Annotated in this window: 22 protein-coding genes; 10 read left to right on the top strand and 12 right to left on the bottom strand. The window is 58.5% G+C overall.

Features of this window, described 5'->3' with window-relative positions; genetic code table 11:
- Nucleotides 1-251: 251 nt before the first annotated feature.
- Nucleotides 252-2,021: a gamma-glutamyltransferase gene (gene ggt, locus AC5S26_RS04390; RefSeq protein ID WP_494183631.1), complete on the top strand. Its 1,770-nt coding sequence runs from the start codon at nt 252-254 to the stop codon at nt 2,019-2,021.
- A 74-nt stretch (nt 2,022-2,095) separates the two neighbouring features.
- Nucleotides 2,096-2,797 carry a carbonic anhydrase gene (locus tag AC5S26_RS04385; protein WP_494183630.1) on the top strand — a complete coding sequence of 234 codons (702 nt, stop codon included), beginning with the start codon at nt 2,096-2,098 and terminating at the stop codon, nt 2,795-2,797.
- A gap of 6 nt (nt 2,798-2,803) precedes the next feature.
- On the opposite strand, the gene AC5S26_RS04380 is transcribed toward AC5S26_RS04385, so the two are convergent.
- The gene (locus AC5S26_RS04380) at nt 2,804-4,447 is read right to left on the bottom strand and encodes a DHA2 family efflux MFS transporter permease subunit (RefSeq protein WP_494183629.1); all 1,644 of its coding nucleotides are present in this window, start codon (nt 4,445-4,447) and stop codon (nt 2,804-2,806) included.
- 81 nt (nt 4,448-4,528) lie between these two features.
- On the opposite strand from AC5S26_RS04380, the gene AC5S26_RS04375 reads away from it, so the two are divergent.
- Both AC5S26_RS04375 and AC5S26_RS04370 read left to right on the top strand, forming a co-directional pair.
- Entirely contained in the window at nt 4,529-5,143 is a 615-nt protein-coding gene (locus AC5S26_RS04375; protein ID WP_494183628.1) for a TetR/AcrR family transcriptional regulator, read from the top strand.
- Nucleotides 5,144-5,227: 84 nt separating this feature from the next.
- A complete protein-coding gene (locus tag AC5S26_RS04370; RefSeq protein ID WP_494183627.1) occupies nt 5,228-7,297 on the top strand; it encodes a beta-N-acetylhexosaminidase in 2,070 nt (689 codons plus the stop codon).
- Between the two features lie 43 nt (nt 7,298-7,340).
- Here AC5S26_RS04370 and AC5S26_RS04365 read toward each other — a convergent pair whose 3' ends face one another.
- The 4 genes from AC5S26_RS04365 to AC5S26_RS04350 form a co-directional block, all read right to left on the bottom strand.
- The gene (locus AC5S26_RS04365; RefSeq protein ID WP_494183626.1) at nt 7,341-8,168 is read right to left on the bottom strand and encodes an alpha/beta fold hydrolase; all 828 of its coding nucleotides are present in this window, start codon (nt 8,166-8,168) and stop codon (nt 7,341-7,343) included.
- A gap of 94 nt (nt 8,169-8,262) precedes the next feature.
- Nucleotides 8,263-8,742: a nuclear transport factor 2 family protein gene (locus AC5S26_RS04360; RefSeq protein ID WP_494183625.1), complete on the bottom strand. Its 480-nt coding sequence runs from the start codon at nt 8,740-8,742 to the stop codon at nt 8,263-8,265.
- An 18-nt stretch (nt 8,743-8,760) separates the two neighbouring features.
- Complete coding sequence (locus tag AC5S26_RS04355) at nt 8,761-9,513, bottom strand: SGNH/GDSL hydrolase family protein (RefSeq protein ID WP_494183624.1); 753 nt, start codon at nt 9,511-9,513, stop codon at nt 8,761-8,763.
- Between the two features lie 39 nt (nt 9,514-9,552).
- Nucleotides 9,553-10,311, bottom strand: coding sequence for an SGNH/GDSL hydrolase family protein (locus AC5S26_RS04350; RefSeq protein WP_494183623.1), 759 nt, complete (start codon nt 10,309-10,311; stop codon nt 9,553-9,555).
- A gap of 81 nt (nt 10,312-10,392) precedes the next feature.
- On the opposite strand from AC5S26_RS04350, the gene AC5S26_RS04345 reads away from it, so the two are divergent.
- Nucleotides 10,393-11,253 (top strand): sugar phosphate isomerase/epimerase family protein, encoded by an 861-nt coding sequence (locus AC5S26_RS04345; RefSeq protein WP_494183622.1) that lies wholly within the window; start codon nt 10,393-10,395, stop codon nt 11,251-11,253.
- A gap of 119 nt (nt 11,254-11,372) precedes the next feature.
- On the opposite strand, the gene AC5S26_RS04340 is transcribed toward AC5S26_RS04345, so the two are convergent.
- From AC5S26_RS04340 to gatB, 3 genes are all read right to left on the bottom strand, one after another.
- Complete coding sequence (locus AC5S26_RS04340) at nt 11,373-11,699, bottom strand: DUF6496 domain-containing protein (protein WP_494183621.1); 327 nt, start codon at nt 11,697-11,699, stop codon at nt 11,373-11,375.
- 73 nt (nt 11,700-11,772) lie between these two features.
- On the bottom strand, nt 11,773-13,323 hold the full coding sequence (locus AC5S26_RS04335) for a hypothetical protein (RefSeq protein ID WP_494183620.1): 1,551 nt from the start codon (nt 13,321-13,323) through the stop codon (nt 11,773-11,775).
- A 67-nt stretch (nt 13,324-13,390) separates the two neighbouring features.
- Entirely contained in the window at nt 13,391-14,881 is a 1,491-nt protein-coding gene (gene gatB, locus AC5S26_RS04330; protein WP_494183619.1) for an Asp-tRNA(Asn)/Glu-tRNA(Gln) amidotransferase subunit GatB, read from the bottom strand.
- Nucleotides 14,882-15,028: 147 nt separating this feature from the next.
- Between gatB and AC5S26_RS04325 the strand changes: the two genes are divergently transcribed.
- The gene (locus tag AC5S26_RS04325; protein WP_494183618.1) at nt 15,029-16,315 is read left to right on the top strand and encodes a glycoside hydrolase family 18 protein; all 1,287 of its coding nucleotides are present in this window, start codon (nt 15,029-15,031) and stop codon (nt 16,313-16,315) included.
- Nucleotides 16,316-16,420: 105 nt separating this feature from the next.
- Nucleotides 16,421-17,182 carry a polysaccharide deacetylase family protein gene (locus AC5S26_RS04320; protein WP_494183617.1) on the top strand — a complete coding sequence of 254 codons (762 nt, stop codon included), beginning with the start codon at nt 16,421-16,423 and terminating at the stop codon, nt 17,180-17,182.
- Nucleotides 17,183-17,207: 25 nt separating this feature from the next.
- Here the strand turns inward: AC5S26_RS04320 and AC5S26_RS04315 are convergent, their stop codons facing one another.
- Nucleotides 17,208-18,155: a VWA domain-containing protein gene (locus AC5S26_RS04315; protein WP_494183616.1), complete on the bottom strand. Its 948-nt coding sequence runs from the start codon at nt 18,153-18,155 to the stop codon at nt 17,208-17,210.
- A 65-nt stretch (nt 18,156-18,220) separates the two neighbouring features.
- Entirely contained in the window at nt 18,221-18,679 is a 459-nt protein-coding gene (locus AC5S26_RS04310) for a RidA family protein (protein WP_494183615.1), read from the bottom strand.
- 252 nt (nt 18,680-18,931) lie between these two features.
- On the opposite strand from AC5S26_RS04310, the gene AC5S26_RS04305 reads away from it, so the two are divergent.
- Nucleotides 18,932-21,418 carry an ABC transporter permease gene (locus AC5S26_RS04305; protein WP_494183614.1) on the top strand — a complete coding sequence of 829 codons (2,487 nt, stop codon included), beginning with the start codon at nt 18,932-18,934 and terminating at the stop codon, nt 21,416-21,418.
- Between the two features lie 74 nt (nt 21,419-21,492).
- Here AC5S26_RS04305 and msrB read toward each other — a convergent pair whose 3' ends face one another.
- Together msrB and hemL are read right to left on the bottom strand one after the other, a co-directional pair.
- On the bottom strand, nt 21,493-22,089 hold the full coding sequence (gene msrB, locus AC5S26_RS04300) for a peptide-methionine (R)-S-oxide reductase MsrB (RefSeq protein WP_494183613.1): 597 nt from the start codon (nt 22,087-22,089) through the stop codon (nt 21,493-21,495).
- Nucleotides 22,090-22,172: 83 nt separating this feature from the next.
- Nucleotides 22,173-23,468, bottom strand: coding sequence for a glutamate-1-semialdehyde 2,1-aminomutase (gene hemL, locus AC5S26_RS04295; RefSeq protein WP_494183612.1), 1,296 nt, complete (start codon nt 23,466-23,468; stop codon nt 22,173-22,175).
- Between the two features lie 107 nt (nt 23,469-23,575).
- Between hemL and AC5S26_RS04290 the strand changes: the two genes are divergently transcribed.
- Together AC5S26_RS04290 and purM are read left to right on the top strand one after the other, a co-directional pair.
- A complete protein-coding gene (locus AC5S26_RS04290; RefSeq protein WP_494183611.1) occupies nt 23,576-24,007 on the top strand; it encodes a thiol-disulfide oxidoreductase DCC family protein in 432 nt (143 codons plus the stop codon).
- Between the two features lie 151 nt (nt 24,008-24,158).
- Nucleotides 24,159-25,280 carry a phosphoribosylformylglycinamidine cyclo-ligase gene (gene purM, locus AC5S26_RS04285; RefSeq protein ID WP_494184604.1) on the top strand — a complete coding sequence of 374 codons (1,122 nt, stop codon included), beginning with the start codon at nt 24,159-24,161 and terminating at the stop codon, nt 25,278-25,280.
- Nucleotides 25,281-25,311: the final 31 nt, after the last annotated feature.

Genomic DNA, 25,311 nt, shown 5'->3' with positions numbered 1-25,311 from the left:
GCATCCATAAAAGCGATCACCAAAGGCCCCGGACAACAGCCCGGGGCCTTCTCTTTTTAAATGAAGACTTTGCCGGAAATCCAACTCCATTCCTCAGCAAAATCAATACTTTACGAAAGGAGAGAAATGGAGGTCCGGACCTAACCATCAAGGAATGAAGACTTTGCGCAAAATGTAGGGGAGGGGGCCTCATCTGGCCGGCACGTTATTCTGTCGTTGATAAATCCCATTCAGGCCCGGAGCTCTTCCTCATGCGTTCAGCGAACCTTCGTATCCCCATATCGCTTCTCTCGCTTGCTGTCCTCGGCTCCGTAATCGAGGCCCAGCAGCCCGGCCTCGAGCCGACGCGTGCCCCGCATGCGATGGTCGTGACCATCCAGCATGACGCCTCCGACGCAGGCCTTGAGATTCTGAAGCAGGGAGGCAATGCCGTCGATGCTGCGGTCGCAGTCGGCTTTGCGCTGGCGGTGGTCTATCCGGTGGCGGGAAATATCGGTGGCGGCGGCTTCATGCTGATCCGCGACAGGCATGGAAAGACCCACTTCCTCGACTATCGCGAGAAGGCTCCAGCGGCCGCCACGCGCGACATGTATCTTGACGCGAAGGGCAACGTGATTCCCCGCATGTCCCTGGTTGGATACAAGGCATCCGGCGTTCCGGGAACGGTCGCAGGACTGGCCTATGCCCAGAAGCACTACGGCAAGCTGACGCTGGCGCAAGATATAGCTCCCGCCATAAAGCTCGCAAGCGAAGGCTATGTCCTCTCTGCCGAAGAAGCGCGTCTGCTCCAGAGCAAGGACTTCAAGAGCTTTCCCGCGACGGCAAAGATCTATCAGCGCAGCGGCAACTTCTACAAAGAAGGTGAGACCTTCCGGCAGCCCGAGCTTGCCGAGACGCTGCGGCGCATCGCGAAAGACCCGACAGACTTCTACAAGGGAGCGATGGCGAAGCAGATTGCGGATGTTGAAAAGACCGGCGGCGGTCTGATCACCGCCGAGGATCTCGCGGCCTACGAAGTGAAAGAGCGCAAGCCCATCAAGGGCAGGTATCGCGGATACGACGTCATCACGGCTCCTCCACCGTCTTCCGGTGGAATTGTCCTGGTGGAGATCCTGAATATCCTCTCCGGCTTCAATCTTCCGAAGCTGGGCGCGGATCGCAGCGCGCCGCAGGTTCACACCATCACCGAGGCCTTTCGGCGAGCCTACATGGATCGTGGCGATTACCTCGGCGATCCGGACTTCAATAAACTCCCGCTGAAGCAGATGGCGAACACGAAATACGCCGCAGCCTGGCGCAGCTCGATCGATCCGGCAAAGCCCAGCCCGTCTGCTTCTCTGGTGCGTCCGGCGGGTTTCATGCCTCCGCCTCCGCAGGCCGCTCCGGCAAAGGAGTCGACGCAGACGACCCATTTCTCGGTCGTGGATAAAGATGGAAACGCCGTCTCCAGCACCTATACGTTGAACGGCTACTTCGGATCGGGAGTGACGATCGAGGGACTTGGCTTTGTGATGAACAACGAGATGGATGATTTCACCTCGAAGGTCGGCGTACCCAATGTCTACGGCCTCATCCAGAGCGCAGCTAACTCCATAGCGCCGGGCAAGCGTCCTCTCTCCGCCATGACGCCCACCATCCTTACCACGCATGGCAGCTGGTTCAAACATGGAAAGCTCGCCTATGTCATGGGAACCCCCGGCGGATCGACCATTATCACCACGGTCGCGAACGACGTCATCAGCGCGGTCGACAACGGCCTCAACATCCAGCAGGTTGCGGACGCGCCGCGCTTCCACCATCAGTACCTTCCCGACCGCCTCGATCTCGAAAAGAAGTTTCCGGTGCCCCCGGCTGAAGAGCTCAAGGCGATGGACTATACCATCAACCGCCTCGCCGTAGCCGATGAGAAGAATCCCGGAGTATGGGGCGACAGCGAGCTGATCGCCATCGATCCGAAGACAGGGGAACTGCTGGGAGGCCACGATTCGCGCAGAGACTTTGGCAAAGCTGCAGGATACTAAGGCCCGAAAGGATGCTTAGCGTACTATCTCTCCGTACCGTCCATCACGAAGAGAATCGAATCGGAAGGAGTCTTATGTCGACCATCAGCTCCCGTCGTAAGTTTCTCCGCAACACCGGCGTCGTCCTCGCCAGCGTAAATTTTCCCTTCGAAGCACTGGCCGCGCCCCGTTCCGTCCCAGCTCCTCCGCCAGACGAGGTGCTCAAGCTGATGCTCGAAGGCAACAAGCGTTTCGCCGCGGGAGCCTCGACTCATCCTCGTCGCACCCCGGGGGACTTCAAGCCGCTCGCTGCTGGCCAAAGCCCGATCGCCTGTATCGTTACCTGCTCGGACTCCCGCGTAACACCGGAGATCCTCTTCGATCTCGGCATCGGCGAGCTCTTCGTTGTCCGCGTAGCCGGCAACTACGTCGATGGGGCCGGCGCCGCAGTCAAAGGCACCGTCGAGTACGCCGTCGCAGAGCTGGGAGTTTCCCTGATCATGATTCTCGGCCATAGCCAGTGTGGAGCCGTGAAGGCCGCAATTGAACACATTCACGACAAAGACGCTCTTCCAGGCGCCATCAACGATCTTGTGAACGCCATCAAGCCCTCTGTGCTCGAATCGCAGCACAAGCCGGGCAATCCGCTGGAAAACGCCATCCGCGCCAATGTAAAACGTGGCGTAGACCGGCTTGACGATCTCCAGCCCATCGTTGCGCCTGCAGTGAAAACCGGAAAGCTGAAGATCGTTGGCGGCGTCTATGAGCTCTCCAGTGGCAAGGTTCAGATGCTTTAGAAGCTATCAGTGCGCCTCAAGCTCGATGTGCTTCTGCACCGGCGGCCGTTTCAGGAAAAACACCAGCGGCAGCATGCAGACCATGACTCCGCACAGGAGCTTGAACTGATCCATGTACGACTGCAGCAGAGCCTGTCGCTGCATCGCCTGGTAGAGTTGCGCCAGAGCGAAGTAATGATTGTCGGTCGCGTTCCCAGGCACCGCAGAGAGCTGTTTCACAGCGTGTTGCATGGCTCCGCTCGACGCCGTCATGTTCTGCCCGAGCACGGTCTGAAACACCTGCGCCCGGCGTTGCAACATCGTGCTTACCAGCGCGATGCCAAGACTTCCGCCTTCGTTTCGTACCAGGGCATAAAGGCCCGCCGCCTGTGAGCTCTCCGTCTTCGGAATAAAGCGGAAGACGATGGTGCTTACCGGGACCGTAATCAAACCCAGTCCCAGTACCTGCACGATACGGGGAAGGATGAGGTTCATCTCGGCTACATCTAAGTTCAAGGACGACATCCACCAACAGGAAGATGCGATCAGCAACATTCCGGAGAAGACCATCTTGCGAGGATCGTATCCCTTGGTCAGCACGTAGCCCACAAACGGAACTTCGATCATCGTAAAGATTCCGGCAGGCGAAAGCGCCAGCCCCGAGGTCGTGGCATCGTAGCCCATCATCTGTTGCATGAAGGTTGGAAGAAGATATGTGGTCGCGTACAGCACCGCATAGAGACCGAGGATGATGATGCAGCAGAAGAGGAAGTTACGCTCCTTCAACAAGCGAAGATTCACGACCGGATTCTTAGTGTGCAACTCCCATAAGACTGCGGCCACAAGCGCAATGATGGAGATGCTGGCGAAGAAGACGATAAACGGCGATCCGAACCAGTCCAGTTCTTGCCCCTTATCGAGGACGATCTCGAGCGTAGCCAGCCCGAGTGAGATAAAGCCCAGGCCTCCCCAGTCGATTGCGACCTTCCGGGCCTTCGCCTTCGCTTCCTTCATGTAAGGAGGATCTTCAAGCACGATGCGCGTCAGGAAGACACACAGAATCCCGATCGGAATATTGATGTAGAAGATCCACCGCCAGGAGTAGTTGTCGGTAATCCAGCCACCCAGCGTAGGCCCAAGTACGGGAGCGACAAGAATAGCCACCGTGTACAGCGCCATGGCCATGCCGCGTTTTTGCGCGGAGAAGGTGTCCGCGAGAATCGCCTGCACCGAAGGCTGCAGGCCACCGCCCGCCAGCCCCTGGGCCACGCGGAACAGAATCAACATGCCCAGCGAGGGAGCCAGTCCACACGCAGCTGAAAACACGGTAAAGAAGAAGACCGAGGTCAGATAGAAGTTCTTGCGGCCCATCAGCGACGAGAGCCATCCGCTGATCGGCAACACGATCGCATTTGCCACAAGGTAACTGGTCAGCACCCAGGCTCCCTCATCCTGCGAGGCGGAGAGGCTACCTGAGATATGCGGAAGAGCGACGTTGGCGATTGAGGTATCCAGCACTTCCATAAAGGTGCCGATGGTGACCACCAGGGCTACGATCCACGGGTTGAAGATTTTTGCCTGGGGAAGGCGCTCGTTGTCGAACTGCGGAACGGCCTCCGCCAGCGACGCTTCTGCTTCAGAGATCCCGGGTTTTTCGAGAACGGCTGGCATAATGACTTGTCAGTATTGTTTGATGACCGATGGGTCATATTGATGCAAGTTTATGATAAGTCACTGGGAGAACGTCGTTCCATGCCTCGCGTCGCCACAAGCAGCAAGCAGAAGGTCGTGACCGAGCTCCGCCGCTCAGAGATTCTTACCGCGGCGACGAAGGTCTTTGGAAACAAGGGTTTCGACGCCACGCGCATGGAGGAAATTGCGAAGGCGGCTGGCCTTGCGAAGGGCACCCTGTACCTCTATTTCCGCTCCAAAGACGATATCTACCAGGCCGCCGTTCTCCAAGCGATTAGCGAGGTGGACGAGCTGACGCAAAAGCATGTACTGAACGAGCCGCATTTCGCCGGGAAGTATGCAGCGTTTATCCGGGTCCGTATAGCCTTCTGGCAGGAGCAGCACGTTCTCTACCGGCTTATTCTCAGCATGAGTCGCGCACCGCAGTACCGCAAAAAGAGCATCGGCTGGCAGCGTCAGAGTGTGCTGTACCTCGCCGACCTGCTCGCCGCCGGTGCGGACGCAGGCGAGATTCCGCAACAGGACTTCGTTGCAACCGCATGGGCCACCTCGGATGCCATCCGCGGGGTCAACGAGCGCCGGGTCTTCGCCGACGCCAACGCTCGTTCCGTCGAAGAGGACACACAATTCCTGACAAATTTTCTACTGGATGCAGTGCGCGCCAGACGTGAGTGAGGAAGAGGACATGCCGGTAGCTGATCTGTGCAGGCTCAAATCTGTATAGTTCTCTAGAGAATCCACATCTCCAAGGAGAACCGGGTGAAGCACACGATTGCCGCTGCCCTCACGATTGCCGTCATGCAGATGACAGGACCTACTCTCGGTAGCGCCTCAGCACAGGCCGCCGTCCCCGCACAGGCCGCCTTCGTCAACACGTTGATGCCGCAGCCGGCGCATCTGAATGCGACTGGCGCAACCTTGCCATGGACTACGGCAGTGACGGTGGGGGTTCCGCACTTTCATAATCAGCGCCTCGATGACGCAGTTACGCGGACTCTCGAGCAGATCGAGCGCAAGACCGGCGTCCCGCGTCAGCGCGAGATGGGCAACAGCGCATCGGCCACCCTCGTAGTCGACGTCGATGGCGCGGGCGACACGATTCAATCCTTCGAGGAGGATGAGTCCTACACGCTGACGATCACCTCGACCGGGGCTAAGCTTCACGCCGCTACGGTCGTCGGCGCCATGCGCGGGCTGACTACGCTGTTGCAACTGGTGCAGGCGAGCGGTACAGGCTTCGTTCTTCCGGCTGTCCAGATCGACGATACCCCGCGTTTTCGCTGGCGTGGCTTGATGATCGATGTCGGCCGCCACTTCGAGCCTGTCGAGGTAATCAAAAGGAATCTGGATGCGATGGCCGCGGTGAAACTGAACGTCTTCCACTGGCACCTCACCGAAGACCAGGGCTTCCGCATCGAAAGCAAGATCTATCCGAAGCTCACCGGCGAGGGCTCCGACGGCCTTTTCTACACACAGGAAGAGGCGAAAGAGATTGTGGCTTACGCAGCAGCTCGCGGAATCCGGGTCATTCCGGAATTCGATATGCCGGGCCACACTCGAAGCTGGCTGGTGGGTTATCCCGAGCTATCGAGCGATTCTGGACCGTACACCATACGGCGCGAGTTCGGTGTTGAGGCGGTGGCGATGGACCCCACCAAGGAAAGCACCTATCAGTTTATCGACGCCTTCCTCGGCGAGATGGCGACCATCTTCCCCGACGCTTACCTCCATCTTGGTGGTGACGAAACTCCGGGGACGCAGTGGAAGAACAACCCCCGCGTTGTCGCCTTCATGCGCGAACACAACTTCAAGACCACAGAGGAGCTGCAGACCTACTTCTCGGGACGCGTGCTCGAACTGGCGAAGAAACATAGCAAACATATGGTCGGGTGGGACGAGATCCTGAATCCCGATCTTCCAACCGACGCCGTCATTCACTCCTGGCGCGGCGCGAAGTCACTCACCGATGCTGCAAGACGCGGATATCACGGAATCCTCTCGCAGCCCTACTATCTGGATGGAATGAAGTCGGCAGAAGAGCACTACCTTGCAGACCCGCTTCCCTCGAGTTCCGAGCTCACCCCCGAACAGCGAAAGTTCGTGTTGGGTGGCGAGGTTTGCATGTGGGGCGAGCACATCAACGCTCTTTCCATCGATTCGCGAATATGGCCACGCACCGCCGCTATTGCGGAACGATTCTGGTCTCCTGAATCGACGAGAGACGTCGACGATATGTACCGTCGACTCAACGTGGAATCCCTTCGCATCGAAGCACTTGGCTTGCGTAATCTGACCCACGAGGATGCTGCGCTGCGTGAACTGGCTGGCACCGGAAACATTGACGCACTGCGAGTCTTCGCATCGTCGCTGCAGCCTGTTTCGTTCGGAGATCGTTACAAGGGCCAGCATACGGATCAGATCACGCCCCTGGACAACCTCGTCGATGCGGTGCGGCCAGATCCTCCGTCTCGCCACCAGGTCGATGTTCTGGTTCGTGAGCTGCTCAAGTCGCCTTCGACAAATAGGCAGGCTCGGGCAGAGCTGGACCACTGGTTCAAAAACTGGGCCGCGTCAGTGCCTGCGGTTGAGACTCAGATGTCCAGCTCGCCTCTGCTGGCGATTGCGCGTCCGCGCGCACAGCAGCTGCAGCAGCTTTCGCAGACTGGCGAAGAAGCGCTTTCTTATCTCAGCGGAGCCAGCAAGGCTCCGGCTGGCTGGAAGCAGTCAAAGCTCTCGCAGATTGAGGCTGCGCGCCAGCAGCAGGCTCTGGTGCGGTTTGTATTTATTGACCCGCTGGAGCAACTGGTCAAGGCCGTACCTGGCCAGTAAAGATATTGGGCCGCGACAAACATTTCAGTCGCGGCCCAATTGCCTAGCGTAGAAAATCGACGAGCAGAGTATTGACCTTGTCAGCGTGGGTGGCCAGCAAGCCATGTGGAGCGCCTTCGATAATTGCCAGTCTGCTTCCACGAATCGATGGTTGCAAGAGCCTCGAGCTTCCTTCCAGCGGGACGATCCGATCCGCATCCCCATGAATAATGAGAGTGGGGACATTGATCCTTGTGACACAGCCGCGAAAGTCGGTCCACCACGCCCCGATACACTTCAAAGTCCCGTAGGGCGAGGCCATTGAGCCGATGTTCCAGCTATAACGAAGCTCCTCCTCCGTCAGCCTGGAGCCTAGCAACACATTCGCGTTGTACATGTTCTCGAAGAAACTGGTCAGGAAGGCTAGTCGGTCTCGTTTGACGGAGGCCTCAAGTTCCATTTGTACGCTGACATCGACACCGTTCGGGTTGTCCGGCGATTTCAAAATATGTGGCACCGGGCTGGCGATGAAGACAGCCCGATCGATGTTTGTCGATCCGTATCGCGAGATGTACCTTGCGACCTCTCCCCCTCCCATGGAATGTCCCACCAGCGAAGGATGTTTCAGATCGAGATGCTTGACGAGCTTGTGCAGGTCTTCGGAGAAGATGTCGTAGTTGTAGCCCGTGATCGTCTGCGAGGACCGGCCGAAGCCGCGTCTGTCGTAGATGATGACCCGATGGCCGCTGTCGACCAGAGGCCCAATCTGTTTTTCCCACGATCTTCCGCTTAGAGGAAAGCCGTGAATCAGGACGACCGGACGGCCCACGCCGTGGTCCTCGTAGTAAAGGTCAATGTTGCCTGCATCTCTCCCGACGGTAAGGTATGGCATCCTGCTCTCCTCATGCGTGTCGTTTACTCACAACGATTCACTTCTACTGAGACTGGATCCAGGTACCGCAAACAGTACATCAAGTGGTTACTCGCTAAAGCCCCAGATCGCTCAGGCTCGGATGATCGTCGGGCCTGCGCCCGATCGGCCAGTGATATAGCCGCTCGGACTCTGCGATCGCAAGGTCGTTGATGCTGGCGTGGCGTGCTTTCATGAGCCCGCTCTCGTCAAACTCCCAGTTTTCATTGCCGTAGCTGCGCCACCACTGACCGGTGGCATCATGGCACTCATAGGCGAACCGAACGGCGATTCTTGCACCGTCGAAGGCCCATAGCTCTTTGATCAGTCGATACTCCAGCTCCCGCTCCCATTTGCGGGTGAGAAATGCAATGATCGCGTCACGCCCCGTCACGAACTCCGAGCGGTTGCGCCATCGGCTGTCCACGGTGTAGGCGCGCGAGCAGTGCTGCGGATCACGCGTATTCCATCCATCCTCTGCGGTGCGGACTTTCTTGATGGCGGTCTCCCTGGTGAAAGGGGGAACGATCGGGCCTAGAGTCATTGTCTTTTCCATGATGATTCTTCTTTCTGTTCAACGTGCCAATGCTTCTGCGATCGCCTTCTCTGCGAGAGGAGACATGATCGCATATCCCTTGCTGGTTGGATGCACTCCGTCTTTCGCCAATTCAGGATCGAGACCGCCCTTGTCATTCGTCATGGCCGAGTAATAGTCGAGATAGACAAGGCCATCCTTCTGGCAAAGTTCTTTCAGTTTCGTGTTCATCTGCCGAATCTGATCGGCAGGATGCACAGCAGGTTGCCAGCTGTAGTGGTCCGCCGGAAGGATGGACGAGACGACCATCCTGATGTTGTTCGCCTTCGCGATTGCGACCATCGATTCGAAGTTATCTTCGATCATCTCCGGCGTGGACGGTCCTGTGTTGCCGGCAATGTCATTGGTACCGGCAAGAATGACGACCACAGCGGGCTTCAGGTGCACAACGTCCTGCTCAAACCGTACGAGCATCTGCGGGGTTGTCTGTCCACTGATGCCGCGACCGACATAGGGTTTGCCGGGAAAGAACTCTTCCGGCTTTCTCGCCCAGGCGTCCGTGATGGAATCTCCATAGAAGACGACGCGGTTTTCGCCAGCAGACAGGGGAGGCAATGCGGTATCGGCATCGTGGTATCGCGAGAGCTGCGGCCAGTCGTCCAGCTTCTTTTGCATGGTGGCCATCTGCTTCGCGGTATCCACGACGGGCGGAGCTGCTGCTACAGGAGCTTGTCCATAAGCTGTGACCGCCAACCAGAGGGTTCCCACCAGAACAATCATTCGACGAACCATGTAAATCGTTTCCTCCCGATACGTGATTGCTGATCCTGACTATGGCGCTGCTGCCGCCAAAGCCTCTGCAATAGCTTTCTCTGCCAGCGGCTGCATCACAGCATATCCGGCAGTATTTGGATGCACGGCTCCGTCGAATGCAAGTTCCGGCTTCATGCCGCCTTCCGCGTCCACCAGGGCCGAGTAGTAGTCCAGATATATCATTCGTTGCTCAATCGCATAGTGCTTCAGCCATTCGTTCCATTCCAGAATCGCGGCTGCCGGTCTGGCCTCGGGTTTCCAGGGAAATCGTGCGGCGGGCAGAAGAGACGCGAGAATAACGCGGATGTGGTTGGCACGCGCAATCGCGACCATGGAGACGATGTCGTTTTGAAACATCTCGAGCGTGGCAGGTCCCGCATTTCCAGCGATGTTGTTCGCGCCTGCGTCGGCGATGATTACGGCTGCCGGTTTGAGGTGCACTACGTCCTGTTGAAACCGGGCGAGCATCTGCGATGTGACCTGTCCGCTAATCCCTCGATTGACATAAGGCTTACCGGGGAAAAATTCCCCGTACTTCCTTCCCCAGAAGTCCGTGATCGAAGCCCCCAGAAAGACCACCCTTTGTTCGCCTGGCCTGGGAGCGCCGAGGGCGGAATCCTCATCCCGATAACGGGCCAGGTCTGGCCAGTCTGCAAGTCTTTTCACCATGCGTTCTTTTTGCAAGGTTGGGTCAGGCTGTGGAACAACGGCCGGCGTATTCATTGCCTGGCCCCATAACGTTCCGGTAAAAGCAACCGTGACCCAGATCCACCGCATGGTTTCTCTCACTAAAATTAGGACAAGCCCATGCTAAACGAAATCCTCACAGGCTGGTCTGTTGTACTCTTCTAGTTCAGCATGCAGCCCGGAATCTCCACCCACGTTTTTCTCTCCCAGCGCCTTCACCCCGGCCTGCTCGATGCCTTGCACCGCGGCGGAGTTCGCACCATCGAACTCTTTGCTGCGCGACACCACTTCGACTATACGGATCGCGCCGTGGTTCGAGAGTTTGCCACCTGGTTTAACGACACCGGTGTGGGTGCGACGCTTCATCAACCCATCTATACTCGCGAGCAATCGGAAAACTGGTCGCGCCACGTCTGCCCTACACTTTCTTTGATTGCTCCGGATAAAACTTATCGCATCGATGCGATGGACGAGGTAAAGCGAGCGCTCGAGCTGGCGGAGCAGATACCCATTACAGCCATCACCCTTCATCTCGGCTTGAAAGACGATCCCTGGGATGAGAGAGCGATTGAGAACTCCCTGACGGCCATCGAACACATCAAGACATTCGCTCATCCACTCGGGGTAAAGGTGCTGCTTGAGAATCTGCAAAACGATGTAACCACGCCCGAGCATCTGCTGCAGATTCTGAAGATCGGTCACTTCGATAACGTCGGGATCACCCTCGATGTCGGACATGCGCATCTGAGCGAAGGTGGGCTGGAGCATGCCTTCGAACATTTAGGTTCACGCATCAGCGAGTTGCACATTCACGATAACAATGGGGTGCGCGACGAGCATCTGTGGCCGGGATCCGGAACCATCGACTGGACGAAGCTCGTTCGTTTAGCAGCGACGCTTCCTGCGGAGATTCCCGGCATTCTTGAGATCGCCTACGAACTCAACGAAACCGTAGAATCGGCGGTTGCGAAGGCGACGGAGAGCTTCTCAAAGCAGGCGCGTATCGAAGAGTCGATGCAGGAGTCCGTTTAGATCTGTAACTGTCCGCCTTCTTTATCTTTAAGTTAAGGCGATGCCATCAACAGGGTCGCAACTCGCGTATCCCGAGTCATGGCCTTGCTGACGGGCATCGCTGTGGCGCAGTGAGCTTCTTAACTTGTCTTCGCGGGAACCTTCTTACCTTCTCTGCGAGCTTCCGACAACCCGATCGCGATTGCCTGTTTGCGGCTGGTGACCTTCTTGCCGCTGCGACCGCTCTTCAGCTTGCCCTGCTTCATCTCGCGCATCTCTCGTTCGACGTTCTTGCTTGCGGATGGACTGTACTTCCTGGAACTCGATTTATTGCTGGATTTCGATTTCGCGGATGTCTTTTTTGCCGTCGACTTCTTTACGGATTTCCTTGCAGGAGTTTTTTTGCTCGCACTTTTTTTGCTTGAAGACTTCTTTGCGGATTTCTTGCTTGCCTTTTTGGTTGCCATACTATCCTCCCATCTGGTTCAGAAGGCATAATCTGTTCCGCGAGTTGCATCCAATGCGCTGAGAATCGTGCACTCAATGCGCGATGCGTCTTCTTCTCCAAAGCACCAGGCCCGCGAGCAACAGCACTGCTGCCGCTCCAATCATTCGCAATAGCATTCTGCGAACCCACGTCGGCGTGCGCTCCAGCGAACCATCCTGCCATGCTGCTCTCACGCTCGTAAGATCCTCTGCGAGCCCCGGGATGGTAATTGCGTTGAGATCGTCCGTGGGAAGCGAGCCGAAGATTCGCTCCGGCTCCGGCTCATGGCCCTCGAAATCCTTCGGGATCGCAGCCATCATCGCATTCACTTCAGCATCCCGTGGATCGTCGAAGAGCGACACGTCAGCCGTGTTCGGAAAAAGAGTGTCCTTCCCCGTCATCTTCTTTTCAATTGCAGCCACGCCGTCCTGGCAAACACCCAGCGGATAGTAGCCACCGAACGGAAGATCGGGGCGACGCAGATGCTGGCGCATGAATGCAACGACCATCTTCCCCACCAGACGTGTTACCTCGACTGCATCCTTGTCCCGATACTCGTGCGCATGACGACCCAACACCCAGGCCTGATCCTGCGTATCCATGGTGCGAAACTCGCTCTTGCCGTCGATGCCGAAGTACCAGCTCACATTCGCATTGATGCCGGGCTTATCTTTCGGGGCCCGGATCTCCCACTCATACTCGGCGTGGCTTACAGGGACCAACAACGATCGCTTTGTGCCGGGAACCGCGAGCTGCGAGTTCAACCAGAATGGCATCATCACTTCCTGATCCTTGAAGTGAAAATGACCGAAGTTTGCGAAGTAACGAGCGTCGAAGACCGTTACGGTGTGTCCTGTCGCCATCAGCGCAGCGATCAACTCTTCCGGCGAAATCGCTGCCTTTCCCCCGACCGCCGCCGAGGCCGGAGCGACTCCGCTCAATCCATTCAGGCTTAGGCGATTCAGCACATCGGCAATTCGCTGACTCTCCGCATGCATCGGCGCCAGGCGTGGGTTCGGTCCATCGCCACGCATGACACCCGCGCCCAGTTCGCTCACGATGCCTTCCGTGGTGAACCCTGGAAGGTCTGAGGGTTGGTTCAGATTGATAGGTCCGGCCTTCTCCAGCGTGTATGGGCCAAGGTCGATGAAGGGAGCGACGCGTTCCATTGTTGGCGAGCCTGTCTCGAGTGGAGCGTGCTCAATCGGCCCTGCTCCCTCCTGCACCGACACCGTTCCATCGTCCTTCTTCGCTACGAAGCGTCCGGCGACCTTTACGGTAGGGTTGATTCCCTTGAGCGTCCACCCCGGAAACCGATCCAGCCCTCGCCAGTCTTTGCCCAGAATAAGTTCGCGGAGGCGTTTGAGCAACGCGGGGCTCATCAACGCAGGTCCCTGTTTTCCGCCGTTCAGCCGGGCTAGAAGAGCATCCGTAAAACCCGGCGTAGCCGACAGCTCGCGCATCATGCCAGAAAGCAGAATCGTGTTCGGCGGCATCGGCTCTTCAGGCACCACGTAGGTCACGTCTCCCCTGCACCCAAGTAGGGCCAACGATACCACTGCCGCCGCACTCCACATCCGCAGAGACAACGCACCCGTTCGCATCCGCCCATTAAACTCCAGACCGATCGAAGACACGGCAACAATTTTTTACAAAATGCCGAGAATAGCCTTAGCTATCCAGCTTCTTCACCACCAGCTCATTCAGCAGCGCCGGGTTCGCCTGTCCCTTTGACAGCTTCATCACCTGCCCCACGAAGAACGCCGAAACCGTCTTCTTGCCTCCGCGATACTGCTCCACCTGCTTCGGATTCGCCGCGATCACCTCATCGATCATCTTCTCGATCGCACCCGCATCGGAGATCTGTTGCGGCTTCTCGCGCTCATAGACAGCGGGGAAGTCTTCGTTGTTTTCAAACGCCGTATCCAGAAGCTGTTTGAGCATCTTGCTCGAAAGCTCGCCCGACTCCGCCAGATCCGCCGCCATCACGATGCCATCCATCGACACCGGCGACTGCTCCAGCTCCAGATTCTTCAGCCGCAATCGCATCGTCAGCTCGCTGGTCAGCAGGGCGGCCACGCGTTTCGGGCTCTTCGCCTTCTTCGCCGCAGCTTCGAACTTGTCCGCGAACGAGGCCGTTGCAGTCAATGTCGCCGCATCCTGCGCGCTGATCCCGTACTCGGCGATCATTCGCACGCGCCGGGCCTCGGGAAGCTCCGGCATCGACTTCAGGATCTCTGCCTGCCACTCCGCACCAACCACCAGCGGCGGAAGATCCGGCTCCGGGAAGTAGCGATAATCGTGCGCCTGTTCCTTAGACCGCATCGAGTAGGTGCGACCCTCGCCGCTATTCCACAGTCGCGACTCCTGCACTACGCGGCCACCCTCTTCGATCACACCGATCTGGCGCTCAATCTCATACTCCACCGCAGAGCGGATGAAGCGGAAGCTGTTGACGTTCTTCACCTCAGCCTTGGTACCGAACTGCTTCGCTCCCTTCAGCATCACGCTGACGTTCGCATCGCAACGCAGCGAACCCTCTTCCATATTGCAGTCGCTCACGCCGGTATAGAGCAGGATCTCCTTGAGGCGGGTCAGGTATTCGAAGACCTCATCGGCCGTACGCAGGTCCGGCTCGCTCACAATTTCCACCAGCGGGGTGCCGCAGCGGTTCAGGTCGATGTACGTCCGGTTGATCGAGTCGGCAAAGCCGTCGTGGATGCTTTTGCCTGCATCCTCTTCCATATGCAGACGCGTGACACCGATGCGCTTGGTGATCGCGACGCCGCGCTCATCGAACGCCGGAACCTCGATCCAGCCGTTTTCGGCCACCGGCTTGTCGAACTGCGAGATCTGGTAGCCCTTGGGGGAGTCCGGGTAGAAGTAGTTCTTCCGCGCAAAGATGCTCGTCTCGCGAATCTCGCAGTTGATCGCCTTCGCAGCCAGCACCGCATACTCCACCGCCTTGCGGTTGAGCACCGGAAGCGCTCCCGGCAGGCCGAGGCAGACGGGGCAGGTATGAGTGTTCGGCTCTCCGCCATACTGGTTCACGCAGCCGCAGAAGGCCTTCGACTCCGTAAGGAGCTGGACGTGAACCTCAAGCCCGATCACAGGCTGGTACTTGGCAAGAATCTCTGGCGAGAGTGCGGTGGCAGTGGACATAATCAATACGATTCTACCAAGCGACCGGTCTTGAGGACGGACGGGTACCTATCTTCGGTGCGCTTTGTCACGCCTAGGTGGAACATCGCGCCGAGCGCGACCATTCTGTTGCAAAATCGCTAATTCCGCGCCATCGAGGTCCTCCTGATGCATCCATTCTGGCCGGAGCGCGTCTCTCACGATATGCGGCGTGCGCTTCTCTTTCGCCTTACCCTCTGTCTCAGCCTAGCGCTGTCCGCGTCGTCAGTCTTACTCGGGCAGAAGCAGCCTCTCCCCCATCCCACACTCGTGGGCTACTTTCCACAATGGGCGCTCTACGATGAGGAGCCCTATCTCGTCAAAAATCTGATCTCACCCGGGGGCAAGGCTCCTCTCGTCGACCAGGTCAACTATGCCCAGGGGTTCGTCACGAATGGCCGCTGCTCCGTAGCAGACCCCAACGCCGACCTGAACTTCACCTTCAGCGCGCAGCAGAGCGTCAATGGTGTCGCTGACTCTCCCTCCCGCCCCTTTCGCGGCCACCTCCATCAGCTTCAACTTCTCAAGCGGAAGTTCCCTCGCCTGCGCATCCTTATCTCGCTCGAAGGTCGCGCCTCCGACTTCGCCCAGGATGCCCAGCCTGGCAACCGCGAGGCCTTCGTCGCCTCCTGCGTCGACATCTTCCTCAAAGGCCACCTGGCTCCCGGAATCGAAGCCCCTCGCCTCTTCGACGGCATCGACCTTGACTGGGAGTTCCCTCGCGAGCCCGACGCTGCCAACTTTCAGGCTCTTCTACGCGAGTTCCGCCGGCAGATGAACGCCGTCCGTCCCGGCCTGAAGCTCACCATCGCCGTCGGCCATACGCCGCATATGTATCCCGGAACCGATGTCGCCACCGTCGCGTCCCTCGTCGATCAGGTCGGCTTGATGACCTACGACTTCGTCGGACCCTGGAGCGAGACCACCGGCCTCCTCGCTCCGCTCTCTGCGCCACCTGAATTTCAGGGCGGCACCGTGACCCGGTCCATTTCTTCCTGGCATGACGCCGGCGTTCCCACCTCCAAGCTTCTGATGGGCGTTCCCTTCTATGCCTACGGCTGGCATCAGGTACCCGAAGACGCGAACGGCCTCTTTCAGGAAGGCACAGGAATTCACGGGGATCGTCCCTACAGCTACATTCAGACGCTGATGGAACACTCGACCGTCTATCGCGATCCATCCTCTCAGGCGCCCTGGCTCTTCGATGGCGATGCCTTCTGGACCTATGAGGATCCTGTCTCGGTCGCCCACAAGGCCAGCTTTGCCCGCGAGCAGGGTCTGGGCGGCCTGATGATCTGGGAGCTCGGCGAGGATGACGGCACCGCCGCTCTGCTGCGAGCCGCGCACAGAGCCTTGAACGGAATACCGGTGACAACGGCCGCACCACAGCTCAAACCGGTGGCGGCCTCTCCGTAATTCACTAGTGACCAACTCTACCTATCGATCACGGCCTAACTGGAGAAGAATGGCCCGAAGCATGGTCGAGTGAGAGGATACTTTAGAGGGCTCTGGAATCGAACGATGAACGGTCGCGCATGGATCGAGGGTGCTGTGGCGGGCGGCGATGTGTCGGCGGCAGCCATTGGAGCAGCCATGGGCCTCGCCGCGGCCATGACGGCCGGGCTGGCCTGGGCAGCGTTATCGCCGGAGTCCCAGATCTTCGGCAGGACATTGATCGCCCCTGCCCGGCCGGATGAGCTTGCTCTGACCTTCGACGACGGCCCGAACCCGGAGGTGACGCCTCGGCTGCTCGAAATACTGGAGGGCGCTGGCGTACGGGCTACCTTCTTTCTGATTGGAAGGTTTGCGCAGCAGTGTCCGGGTCTGGTGCGGGAGATCGCCGCTGCCGGACACCTTATCGGCAACCATACGATGACGCATCCGTGGCTGGCCTGGCAGACGGAGCGGAGAATCCGTGAAGAACTTAGCGGGGCAAGCGCAGCCATCGAGGACGTGCTGGGAGAGAACGTGCGGTATTTTCGCGCTCCCCATGGCGCGCGCAGACCCGCGGTGCTGCGATTCGCGCGGGAGATGGGGATGGTCCCAGTGCAGTGGAATGTGATCTGCGGAGACTGGAATCCGATTGGGGTGGAGAGGATTCTGGCGCGGTCCATGCAGGGGGTAGAGCGAAACCGGCGACGTGGGTTCGCGACGAATCTCGTGCTGCATGATGGAGGACAGGAAGGGCTGGGCGCCCCACGGATGAATACCGTTCGCGCAACCGAACAGCTGATAGAGAAGTCCATGGGGATGCGGTTTGTTGGGGTGGATGAGTGGGGGTAAGAGCTGTTGCCTGTTGCAGGAAAGTTCAACGCTGCGGCGCGTAGTATCCGGTCCGGATAAGGATTTTGCCTACCCGTTCGGGGGCTCTCATCTGAATTCGATGAAATGAGCCGTCGGGTTTCAGCTGGTCCGGTCTATAGACAAGACGATACCGATTTCGGAGATCGGCTTCGATGATATGGAGGTCCTCTGTCACTTCCGCATCTGAGTCGTCGTCATGAAAGACACGGCCTCCAGTCTCTGAAGCCAGTTCTGCTAAAGTTCTCGGGCCCGGAAGGGTAAGACCGGGCTTCGACTCTGCACGAAAGGCGTAGATGGCAGTATTGGTACGCTGGCACATATCGACGGCCTGCTTTAGAGAAAGGTAGCTGGCATTGTCCTCGCCATCGGAGAAGAGAAGGATGAAGTTGATATAGGAGGCATGGTCGCCTTTTCCGAACTGATAGCGGCATGCGCTATAGATTGTGCCAAAGATGGCCGTGGTGCCAGGTCCCCCAGCGACGCGGCGAATGCCACTCGTAAGCGCACCAGTGTCGCTGGTCCAGTCCTGTAAGAGACTCAGACGGTGGCCGAATTCCATGACGAAGGCCTGGTCTGTCTTTTGCCGCAAAAGCTGTTGCGCATATCGGGTCGCAATGGCCCGGCCTCCGGGACGGTTGTTCTCCATGGACGAACTTGTATCCATGAGGACGCCGGCGCGGATCGGCAAATCCGCGAGGGATTGGAAGACGAGAATGCTTCGAGGTGGTTTGCCGTCGTCGAGAAGATTCAGCTCGTCGAGTTTCAGGTCATTAACCGGCGCACCATGAAGATCGCTTGCGTGGAAGGTGAGGTCAACCTCATCGACCGATACGCTGAGGTTGTAGCGTACAGAGTTTTGGGCGGCAGTATCGTTCGCCTGCGAATCCATCCGACGGACTTGGCCCGAGAGAACAACGACGAGCAGGCCGCTGAGGATATGAGTTGGCCGCATCTGCCTGAGAGCGCGCTTCCAATGACGCGCGCTGAATGACAGGGTAGCAGCTCTCGAAAGCCGCATTAGACGTAAGCAATGCAATCGATTGCCAAACCGTAGTCGCCCGCAGGAAGCTGGGCCGGTTGAACAGTATTCCGAGCAGGAAAGACAGCTCCCCATTTGCGCGTTTTGTAGACGGCGTTCATGCGGTCGAATTCCTTGATATCTTCCATGAAGACGTTGACCTTGAGCACCTTTTCGAGTGACGAGCCTGCGGCTGCCAGATTCTTTTCAATCTCGTCGAGCACCCACTTGGTCTCTTCCTCGATGGTGCCTTTGACGCGGCATCCGATCCCGGAGACAAACAAAAGATTGCCGAACGAGACGACGGGAGTGAAGGGAAAGGCCGTGGGTGGTTTGCCTGTGGCGTCTTTTTTTACCATCGATCTCGTCTGCGCAGAGGCCCCCTGTGTAACCAGGGCTCCGCCCATGGCTGCCTTGGTAGCATTTTTTAAGAGGTCTCTCCTCGTCTGCTTTTGCATTACGTGTTGCTCCTTCTAGGAATAAGTTCAAACCCGATCATGGTACAGAATCCATTCGGACCCTAGAAAGGAGGACAGCATTCGACAGATGGGTAGGCAGGCCGTGTCCGATTTCGGACATGCGATTGCAGTTCCGAACAGCAAGGATTCACGAAGGAGAACAGCATGTTGTTGATTAGGCTGCCTGTTATCTACGACGAATCGCGGAGCTTCGCATGCATGTTTTGATGTAGGTTTTCTTTGGAGACATTCATGCGTTCTTTCCTTCAAGACCTTCATTACGCCCTTCGTCAGCTTCGCAATGCACCTGTCTTCGCGTTGACGGCTGTGCTTACGCTGGCGCTTGGCATTGGTGTGAATGCAGCGATGTTTTCTGTCGTGGACCAGGTCCTGCTGCGCGCCATGCCGTTTCCTCGCGCCAGTGAGGTCGTCCAGATGGCGGTTCGATCGGAGAGCGGTGGATTCTCTCCGACCTCAATGCCGGACATACGCGACTGGCAGGCTCGCAGCCACTCCTTTCAGCAGATCGGCTTCTTTACCGAGCAGGTTCCGACGCTTGGCGGAACGAATAGCCCCAGGCTGGTTGCGCAGGTTATATCGAGTGCAAACCTCTTCGACCTGCTGGAGGCTCGACCTCTGATGGGCCGAACCTTCCTGCCGTCTGACAGCGAAGCTGGCCACACGAATGTGGTTGTGCTTACAGCCTCAATCTGGCGGGAGCTTTACCACGGCGATCCGGGCATTGTGGGCCGCTCTGTTCCGATCAACGGACTTCCCTACACGGTCGTAGGGGTGATGCCCGAAGGATTTGCCTTCCCCGCCAACACCGGCGACAACGCTCTATGGACTCCGGCGCCGATCGAAGACAAGTCCCTCCAGGAGCGCAACTCCGCCATGATGAGCGTCATTGGGCGGCTCCGTCCGGGAGTTTCGCTCTCCGATGCGACGCACGAGATGAACTCGATCCACGATCAGCTTCGGCATGAGTACCCAAAAGATGAGAGCGCGGATCCGGTTCGCGTTGCTTCCTATCCGGATGTGGTCACTGGCTCGGTACGGCCCGCAATTCTGGCGCTCGATGTTGCAGTCTTCGCGGTATGGCTTATCGCCTGCGCGAATGTTGCGGGACTTTTGCTGGCGCGAGGAAGCACTCGCCGGCGTGAGATTGCGGTTCGCGCGGCGCTTGGCGCACAACGTGGCCGCCTGATTCGCCAGTTTCTTACAGAGAGCCTTCTACTGAGCCTGGCGGGCGGCGCTTTAGGGCTTGGACTTGCGGTCCTGGCGCTACATCTACTGAAGCGATACCTAGCGAACGCGATCATCTTCGGCGATCAGATCCATATCGACCTGAAAGTCTGCGCTTATCTCTTCGTTGCTTCGTGCGTGTCGGCAATTCTCTTCGGTCTTCTGCCGGCGCTCCATGCTTCGAACATAGCCCCGCAGGATGGCCTTCGCCAGGGGGCGGCGGCCAGTGGAACGAGCCAGCAACAGACTCGGTGGCGCGACGCGTTGGTGGTCGGCGAGATTGCGTTGACGCTGACCCTGCTGGTGGCTGCTTCGCTAATGGTCCGCACACTGGTCTCTCTGCGGCATACGCGCGTGGGGTTCGTTGCCAGCCAGGTGATTACGGGTGAGATCTATCTGCCGAATCATGCCTCGGCTCTTTTCATGACGTCTCCCGAGCAGCAGAAGGGAACACCCTCGATCATCGATACTTTCTACGGGCCTTTGCTGGACCAGGTCAGGACTCTGCCGGGCGTCCAATCCGCCGGGCTGACGACCGTTCGCCCGCTCCAGGGCAGCTGGGACTTCAACATGACAGTTGAGATTGCCCATCATCCCAAGCCGGAGCAGTCGGCGCATGCCGTCGCTCAGGCGCGAGCCACGACGGGGGACTACTTCCGCACAATGGGCATCCGCCTGCTGCAGGGGCGCCTGTTCACATCGACCGACACTGCGACAGGCCCTCCTACAGCGATCGTCAATCGCACATTCGTGCGGCGTTTTCTTCCGAAAGAAGGCCCCATCGGACAGCAGCTGCGGCTCAACGACACCGGTGAGCGGCAATGGTCGACGATCGTCGGCGTTGTGGATGACAGCCCGCAGAAGACACTGGGACAGCCACCGTTGCCGGAGATTCACTACAACCTCACGCAGTTGTTGCCGCAGGATGAGCTCTATCCGATCCTTGGCAACTTCTACATGAATATAGCGATTCGTTCACCTCTTCCTGTCGGAACGGTGACGCAGAACCTTCGACGGGTTGTTCATAGCCTTCAGCCGGATGCAGCCTTGAACGGCGTTGAGAATATGCAGCAGGTGGTGGACGACTCCCTCGGCAATCAGGTGCTCGCGGCAAGACTGCTCAGTCTGTTCGCTCTCTGCGGATTGGTAATTGCCGTGGCCGGTATCTATGGTCTGCTGGCGTACTCAGTGGGCCAGCGCACACGCGAGCTGGGGATTCGCCTGGCTCTGGGCGCTCAGCGCGAGGCGATTCTGTGGCTGGTGCTCCGCCATGCTCTTGTCCTTCTCGGCATCGGTGTCTCGATCGGCGTGGTCCTGATCGCCGGTTCCGGGAGGTTTGTCACGTCCTGGCTGGGCTATAAGTTCAGCGGCTACGATGTGCTGGCAGCGATCGGGGTCACGCTATTGCTGGCGCTCTGTGGGCTGGCAGCGAGCTATCTTCCGGCGAACCGCGCAGCCCATATCGAACCTGTTGTGGCTCTTCGGACAGAGTAGAAAGGTCCATACCTCGATGGCTCTCTTTCAATTCAAGACGAAGACATGTTTTGAAAGAAGGCGGTTCGGACGCGTTACGCCTTAATGAAGTGCATCGATGCCGAATTCATGCAATAACGCAGGCCTGTCGGCTCCGGGCCATCGTCGAAGACATGTCCCAGGTGGCCCTCGCATCGCGCGCATTTGACCTCAATCCGGGCAACTCCCAGAGAGCGGTCCGCCGCCTCAGCAACGTTTTCCTTTGCAAGCGGCGTCCAGAAGCTTGGCCAGCCGGTGCCGGACTCGAACTTCGTCTGCGAGCTGAACAACGCCGCATTGCAGCAGACACAGCGAAAGATTCCGCGGCCATGCTCGTTCCAGCTGACGCCGGAGTAGGGCATCTCGGTGTCAGCCATTCGGGCGATCTGAAAGGAGTTCTTGCCCAGTTGCTGGAGCCACTCCCTGTTGCTTTTCAGGATCTTCGCGACCGTTTGCTTGCCAAGGTTTTTTCCATCGTCGCTGAAGTTGACGATCACAACCTCGCCTGGAGTGCCGCGGATCTCCTCACTGGCCTCGACGATAGGGGATCTGCGCAGCGCAGGCACGGCGATTACTGCAGCGATGCCGGCAAAGAAAAGCCTTCGCGTCATCTTCTTTGCCTGATCGTCCCGGGTTATATCTGAGTCAAACATGACCTATTCCCGAATAATGCCGCTATCCATTCGATGGAGATCTTCGGAAAAGGTAACAGAATGGGTGGATGCCTTAAGCGCGATCAACTGCGGGTGAGAGCAGTTCGGGCGGCGTCAAGGACATAGGCTACATCCTGGGGAGTATGGGCGGCCGAGACAAAGGCAGCCTCGAATTGGCTGGGAGGGAGCCAGACCCCGCCGTCGAGCATGGCGCGATGGAACTTGCCGAAGGCCGCGGTGTCGGAGGAGGAGGCAGAGGCGAAGTCTGTCACAGGGCTTGGCGTAAAGAACCATGTGAACATGGAGCTCACCTGGTTGGTCGTCAGGGTGACTCCGGCCTCGCCGGCGAGGTCGGCTACGCCCCCGGCGATGGCGGCGGTGGTTTGCTCGAGCTGGGAGTAGACCGTCTGCTCGTTGGCGATGAGATGTTCGAGCGTGGCGATCCCAGCGGCCATGGCGAGAGGGTTCCCGCTGAGGGTCCCGGCCTGGTAGACGGGACCGAGGGGGGCGAGGAAGTTCATGATATCTGCGCGTCCTCCAAAAGCCCCGCAGGGCAGGCCGCCGCCGATGATCTTGCCCAGCGTGGTGAGGTCCGGCTGAATGTTGTAGAGACGCTGGGCTCCGCCAAGGGTGACGCGAAAGCCGGTCATGACCTCGTCGAGGATAAGGAGCGCCCCGTGCTTGCGGGTGATCTCGCGGAGGCCTTCGAGGTAGCCGGACGCAGGAGGGATAGTTCCGGCGTTGCCGACGATGGGCTCAAGGATGACGCAGGCGATCTCGTCGGGACGGGCGGCAAAGGCGGCACGGACGGCCTCGAGATCGTTGAACGGGAGAGCGAGAGTATGCATGACCGTCTCGGCAGGAACGCCTGCGGAGCCGGGGATGCCGAGTGTAGCGACTCCCGAACCTGCCTTGACGAGCATGGCGTCGGAGTGGCCGTGGTAGCAGCCCTCGAACTTGAGGATGAAGCTGCGGCCGGTAAATCCGCGGGCGAGGCGGATGGCGGACATGCAGGCCTCGGTGCCGGAAGAGACGAAACGGAGTTTTTCAACCGAGGGAAAGCACTGCTGGACGAGTGCCGCCAGCGAGGCTTCCGCGGCTGTGGAAGCTCCGAAGCTGGCACTGCGGCCTGCGGCGTCGCGGATGGCCTCGACGACGGGAGGAAAGGCGTGACCCAGGATCATGGGTCCCCAGGAGCCGAAGAGGTCGAGATAGCGGTTGCCGTCTTCGTCGTAGAGCCAGGCTCCCTCGGCGTGGGTGAGGAAGGGAGGCTCGCCGCCTACGGAACGGAAGGCGCGGACGGGGGAATTCACGCCCCCGGGAAAGACAGCTTCGGCTTTCTGCTGCAGCAAGTTGGAACGATTGTGCGAGAGAGGCATCGTATTCAGTATAGAAGTTGTGGGTTTCTGGTTGTGAGCTGCCGCCTCGTCGCTGACAGGTATGGCGGAAATTCCTCGACGGACGCCCGGTAATCAGGATGAGACAGATGACGGATGGAGAGCGCGCGAAGATTCTGGGGCAATCGGTGCTGCTGTATGACGGCGTGTGCGCGCTTTGCAATGGCCTGGTGCGATTTGTGCTGAAGAGAGACGCCGCCGGGACTTTTCGGTTTGCGGCGCTGGATAGCGCCGTGTCACGAGAGTTGGCGGGCTCGCGCAACTGGATGGAGGGAGTGGTCCTGGTCGTGGATGCTTTGGGCGCGGGGCAGCGCGTGTATCAGAGGTCTGATGCAGTGGTGGAGGTTTTGCGATCGCTGGGCGGTGGATGGCGAGTTATGGGCAGGCTGTTGGGCGCCATTCCGCATTGGCTGCGCGAGTGGGGCTATGGCGTTGTGGCCCGGATTCGATATTCGGTCTTTGGAAGATATGCAGTCTGTCCAGTACCCGATGCCAGTATCCGGTCTCGATTTGTGGTGTGACGGATGCCGGGTAAAGGAGTTTAAGCCCAGGAACCTGAAGGGGAGCGCCGTGCTGCTAGACTGATATCTCTGCTTTTTTGCATAAATCCCCCTGGAGAGCACCTTGCCGGAGAACTTCCCCACCACCGACGCGACCACCCCAGACAGCACGATGCAAAGGCAGGCGGAAGCGAGCAACTCAAAGCTGCGCACGTCAGCTGCGCAAAAGGGCGCTGCCCAAAAAACCTCCCCAGCACCGGGGAAAAGAGCTATCAGTTATGCCGACGCTGGCGTGGACATCTCCGCCGCAGACAAATCGAAGCATCGCATCAAGATGCTCGCCCGAAAGACCTTCAACAAACAGGTGTTGAGCGAGATTGGAGGGTTTGGCGGCCTGTTCGCGCTGGACCTGGAGAAGTATCCGAACCCCGTGCTGGTGTCTTCCGCAGACGGAGTAGGGACGAAGCTGAAGGTGGCCTTCGAGTTGGGGATTCACCACACAGTCGGACAGGACCTGGTGAATCACTGCGTAAACGATATTGCCGTGCAGGGTGCGGCGCCGCTGTTCTTCCTGGATTATCTTGCCACCGGAAAGCTGGAGAACTCCGTGGTCGAGACGGTCGTGCAAGGCATCTCGGATGCCTGCCGCGCCAATGGATGCGCTCTGATCGGCGGAGAGACGGCGCAGATGCCCGGCTTCTATGGTGATGGGGAGTACGATCTCGCGGGCACAATCATCGGCGCAGTCAGCCGAGACAAGATTATTACCGGGGATGGGATTCAGGTGGGCGACATCCTTCTGGGCCTGCCCTCGAACGGACTGCATACAAACGGCTACTCTCTAGCGCGAAAGCTGCTGTTCGAAGAAGCGAAGTATGGTCCGGAACAGTATGTGAACGAGCTGAAAGACAAGACCGGCGCAGCGCTGATGCGGATTCATCGCAGCTACCTTGCGATCATCAAGAAGCTGACTGCAGGTGAGGTCGTGAGCGGGATGGCGCATATTACCGGTGGAGGCATCACGGAAAACCTTCCGCGAATTCTCCCGAAGGGAATGGGCGCGCACGTCGACCTTGCCACATGGCAGGTTCCACCGCTTTTCGAACATCTTCAAAAGCTCGGAAATGTGGAACAGGATGAGATGCTTCGCACTTTCAACATGGGGATCGGTCTGATTGCCGTCATTCCCGCAGAGAAGGTAAAGAAGGCAAAGGCAATTCTGAACCGCGCCAATGAACGGCACTGCATTATCGGCAGGATTGTTCGGGGCGAGCGGAAGGTCAGCTACAACTGAGCTTTGTCCCTCACAGCAAATAATCTGCTGA

The organism is Edaphobacter sp. FHG110511_03 (assembly GCF_059115365.1).
Note: the sequence above shows the minus strand (reverse complement) of the source record. Positions and strands in the feature narration are given on the sequence as shown.

Coding starts and splice junctions, on each gene's coding strand:
- AC5S26_RS04365 (WP_494183626.1), bottom strand. CDS start 8,168: ATGCCATACCTTACCGTCGGGAGAGATGCAGGCAACATTGACCTTTAC.
- AC5S26_RS04305 (WP_494183614.1), top strand. CDS start 18,932: ATGCGTTCTTTCCTTCAAGACCTTCATTACGCCCTTCGTCAGCTTCGC.
- ggt (WP_494183631.1), top strand. CDS start 252: ATGCGTTCAGCGAACCTTCGTATCCCCATATCGCTTCTCTCGCTTGCT.
- AC5S26_RS04345 (WP_494183622.1), top strand. CDS start 10,393: ATGCAGCCCGGAATCTCCACCCACGTTTTTCTCTCCCAGCGCCTTCAC.
- AC5S26_RS04335 (WP_494183620.1), bottom strand. CDS start 13,323: ATGCGAACGGGTGCGTTGTCTCTGCGGATGTGGAGTGCGGCGGCAGTG.
- hemL (WP_494183612.1), bottom strand. CDS start 23,468: ATGCCTCTCTCGCACAATCGTTCCAACTTGCTGCAGCAGAAAGCCGAA.
- AC5S26_RS04320 (WP_494183617.1), top strand. CDS start 16,421: ATGAACGGTCGCGCATGGATCGAGGGTGCTGTGGCGGGCGGCGATGTG.
- msrB (WP_494183613.1), bottom strand. CDS start 22,089: ATGTTTGACTCAGATATAACCCGGGACGATCAGGCAAAGAAGATGACG.
- AC5S26_RS04360 (WP_494183625.1), bottom strand. CDS start 8,742: ATGGAAAAGACAATGACTCTAGGCCCGATCGTTCCCCCTTTCACCAGG.
- AC5S26_RS04355 (WP_494183624.1), bottom strand. CDS start 9,513: ATGGTTCGTCGAATGATTGTTCTGGTGGGAACCCTCTGGTTGGCGGTC.
- AC5S26_RS04385 (WP_494183630.1), top strand. CDS start 2,096: ATGTCGACCATCAGCTCCCGTCGTAAGTTTCTCCGCAACACCGGCGTC.
- AC5S26_RS04350 (WP_494183623.1), bottom strand. CDS start 10,311: ATGCGGTGGATCTGGGTCACGGTTGCTTTTACCGGAACGTTATGGGGC.
- AC5S26_RS04340 (WP_494183621.1), bottom strand. CDS start 11,699: ATGGCAACCAAAAAGGCAAGCAAGAAATCCGCAAAGAAGTCTTCAAGC.
- AC5S26_RS04325 (WP_494183618.1), top strand. CDS start 15,029: ATGCATCCATTCTGGCCGGAGCGCGTCTCTCACGATATGCGGCGTGCG.
- AC5S26_RS04380 (WP_494183629.1), bottom strand. CDS start 4,447: ATGCCAGCCGTTCTCGAAAAACCCGGGATCTCTGAAGCAGAAGCGTCG.
- AC5S26_RS04310 (WP_494183615.1), bottom strand. CDS start 18,679: ATGCAAAAGCAGACGAGGAGAGACCTCTTAAAAAATGCTACCAAGGCA.
- gatB (WP_494183619.1), bottom strand. CDS start 14,881: ATGTCCACTGCCACCGCACTCTCGCCAGAGATTCTTGCCAAGTACCAG.
- AC5S26_RS04375 (WP_494183628.1), top strand. CDS start 4,529: ATGCCTCGCGTCGCCACAAGCAGCAAGCAGAAGGTCGTGACCGAGCTC.
- AC5S26_RS04290 (WP_494183611.1), top strand. CDS start 23,576: ATGACGGATGGAGAGCGCGCGAAGATTCTGGGGCAATCGGTGCTGCTG.
- purM (WP_494184604.1), top strand. CDS start 24,159: ATGCAAAGGCAGGCGGAAGCGAGCAACTCAAAGCTGCGCACGTCAGCT.
- AC5S26_RS04315 (WP_494183616.1), bottom strand. CDS start 18,155: ATGCGGCCAACTCATATCCTCAGCGGCCTGCTCGTCGTTGTTCTCTCG.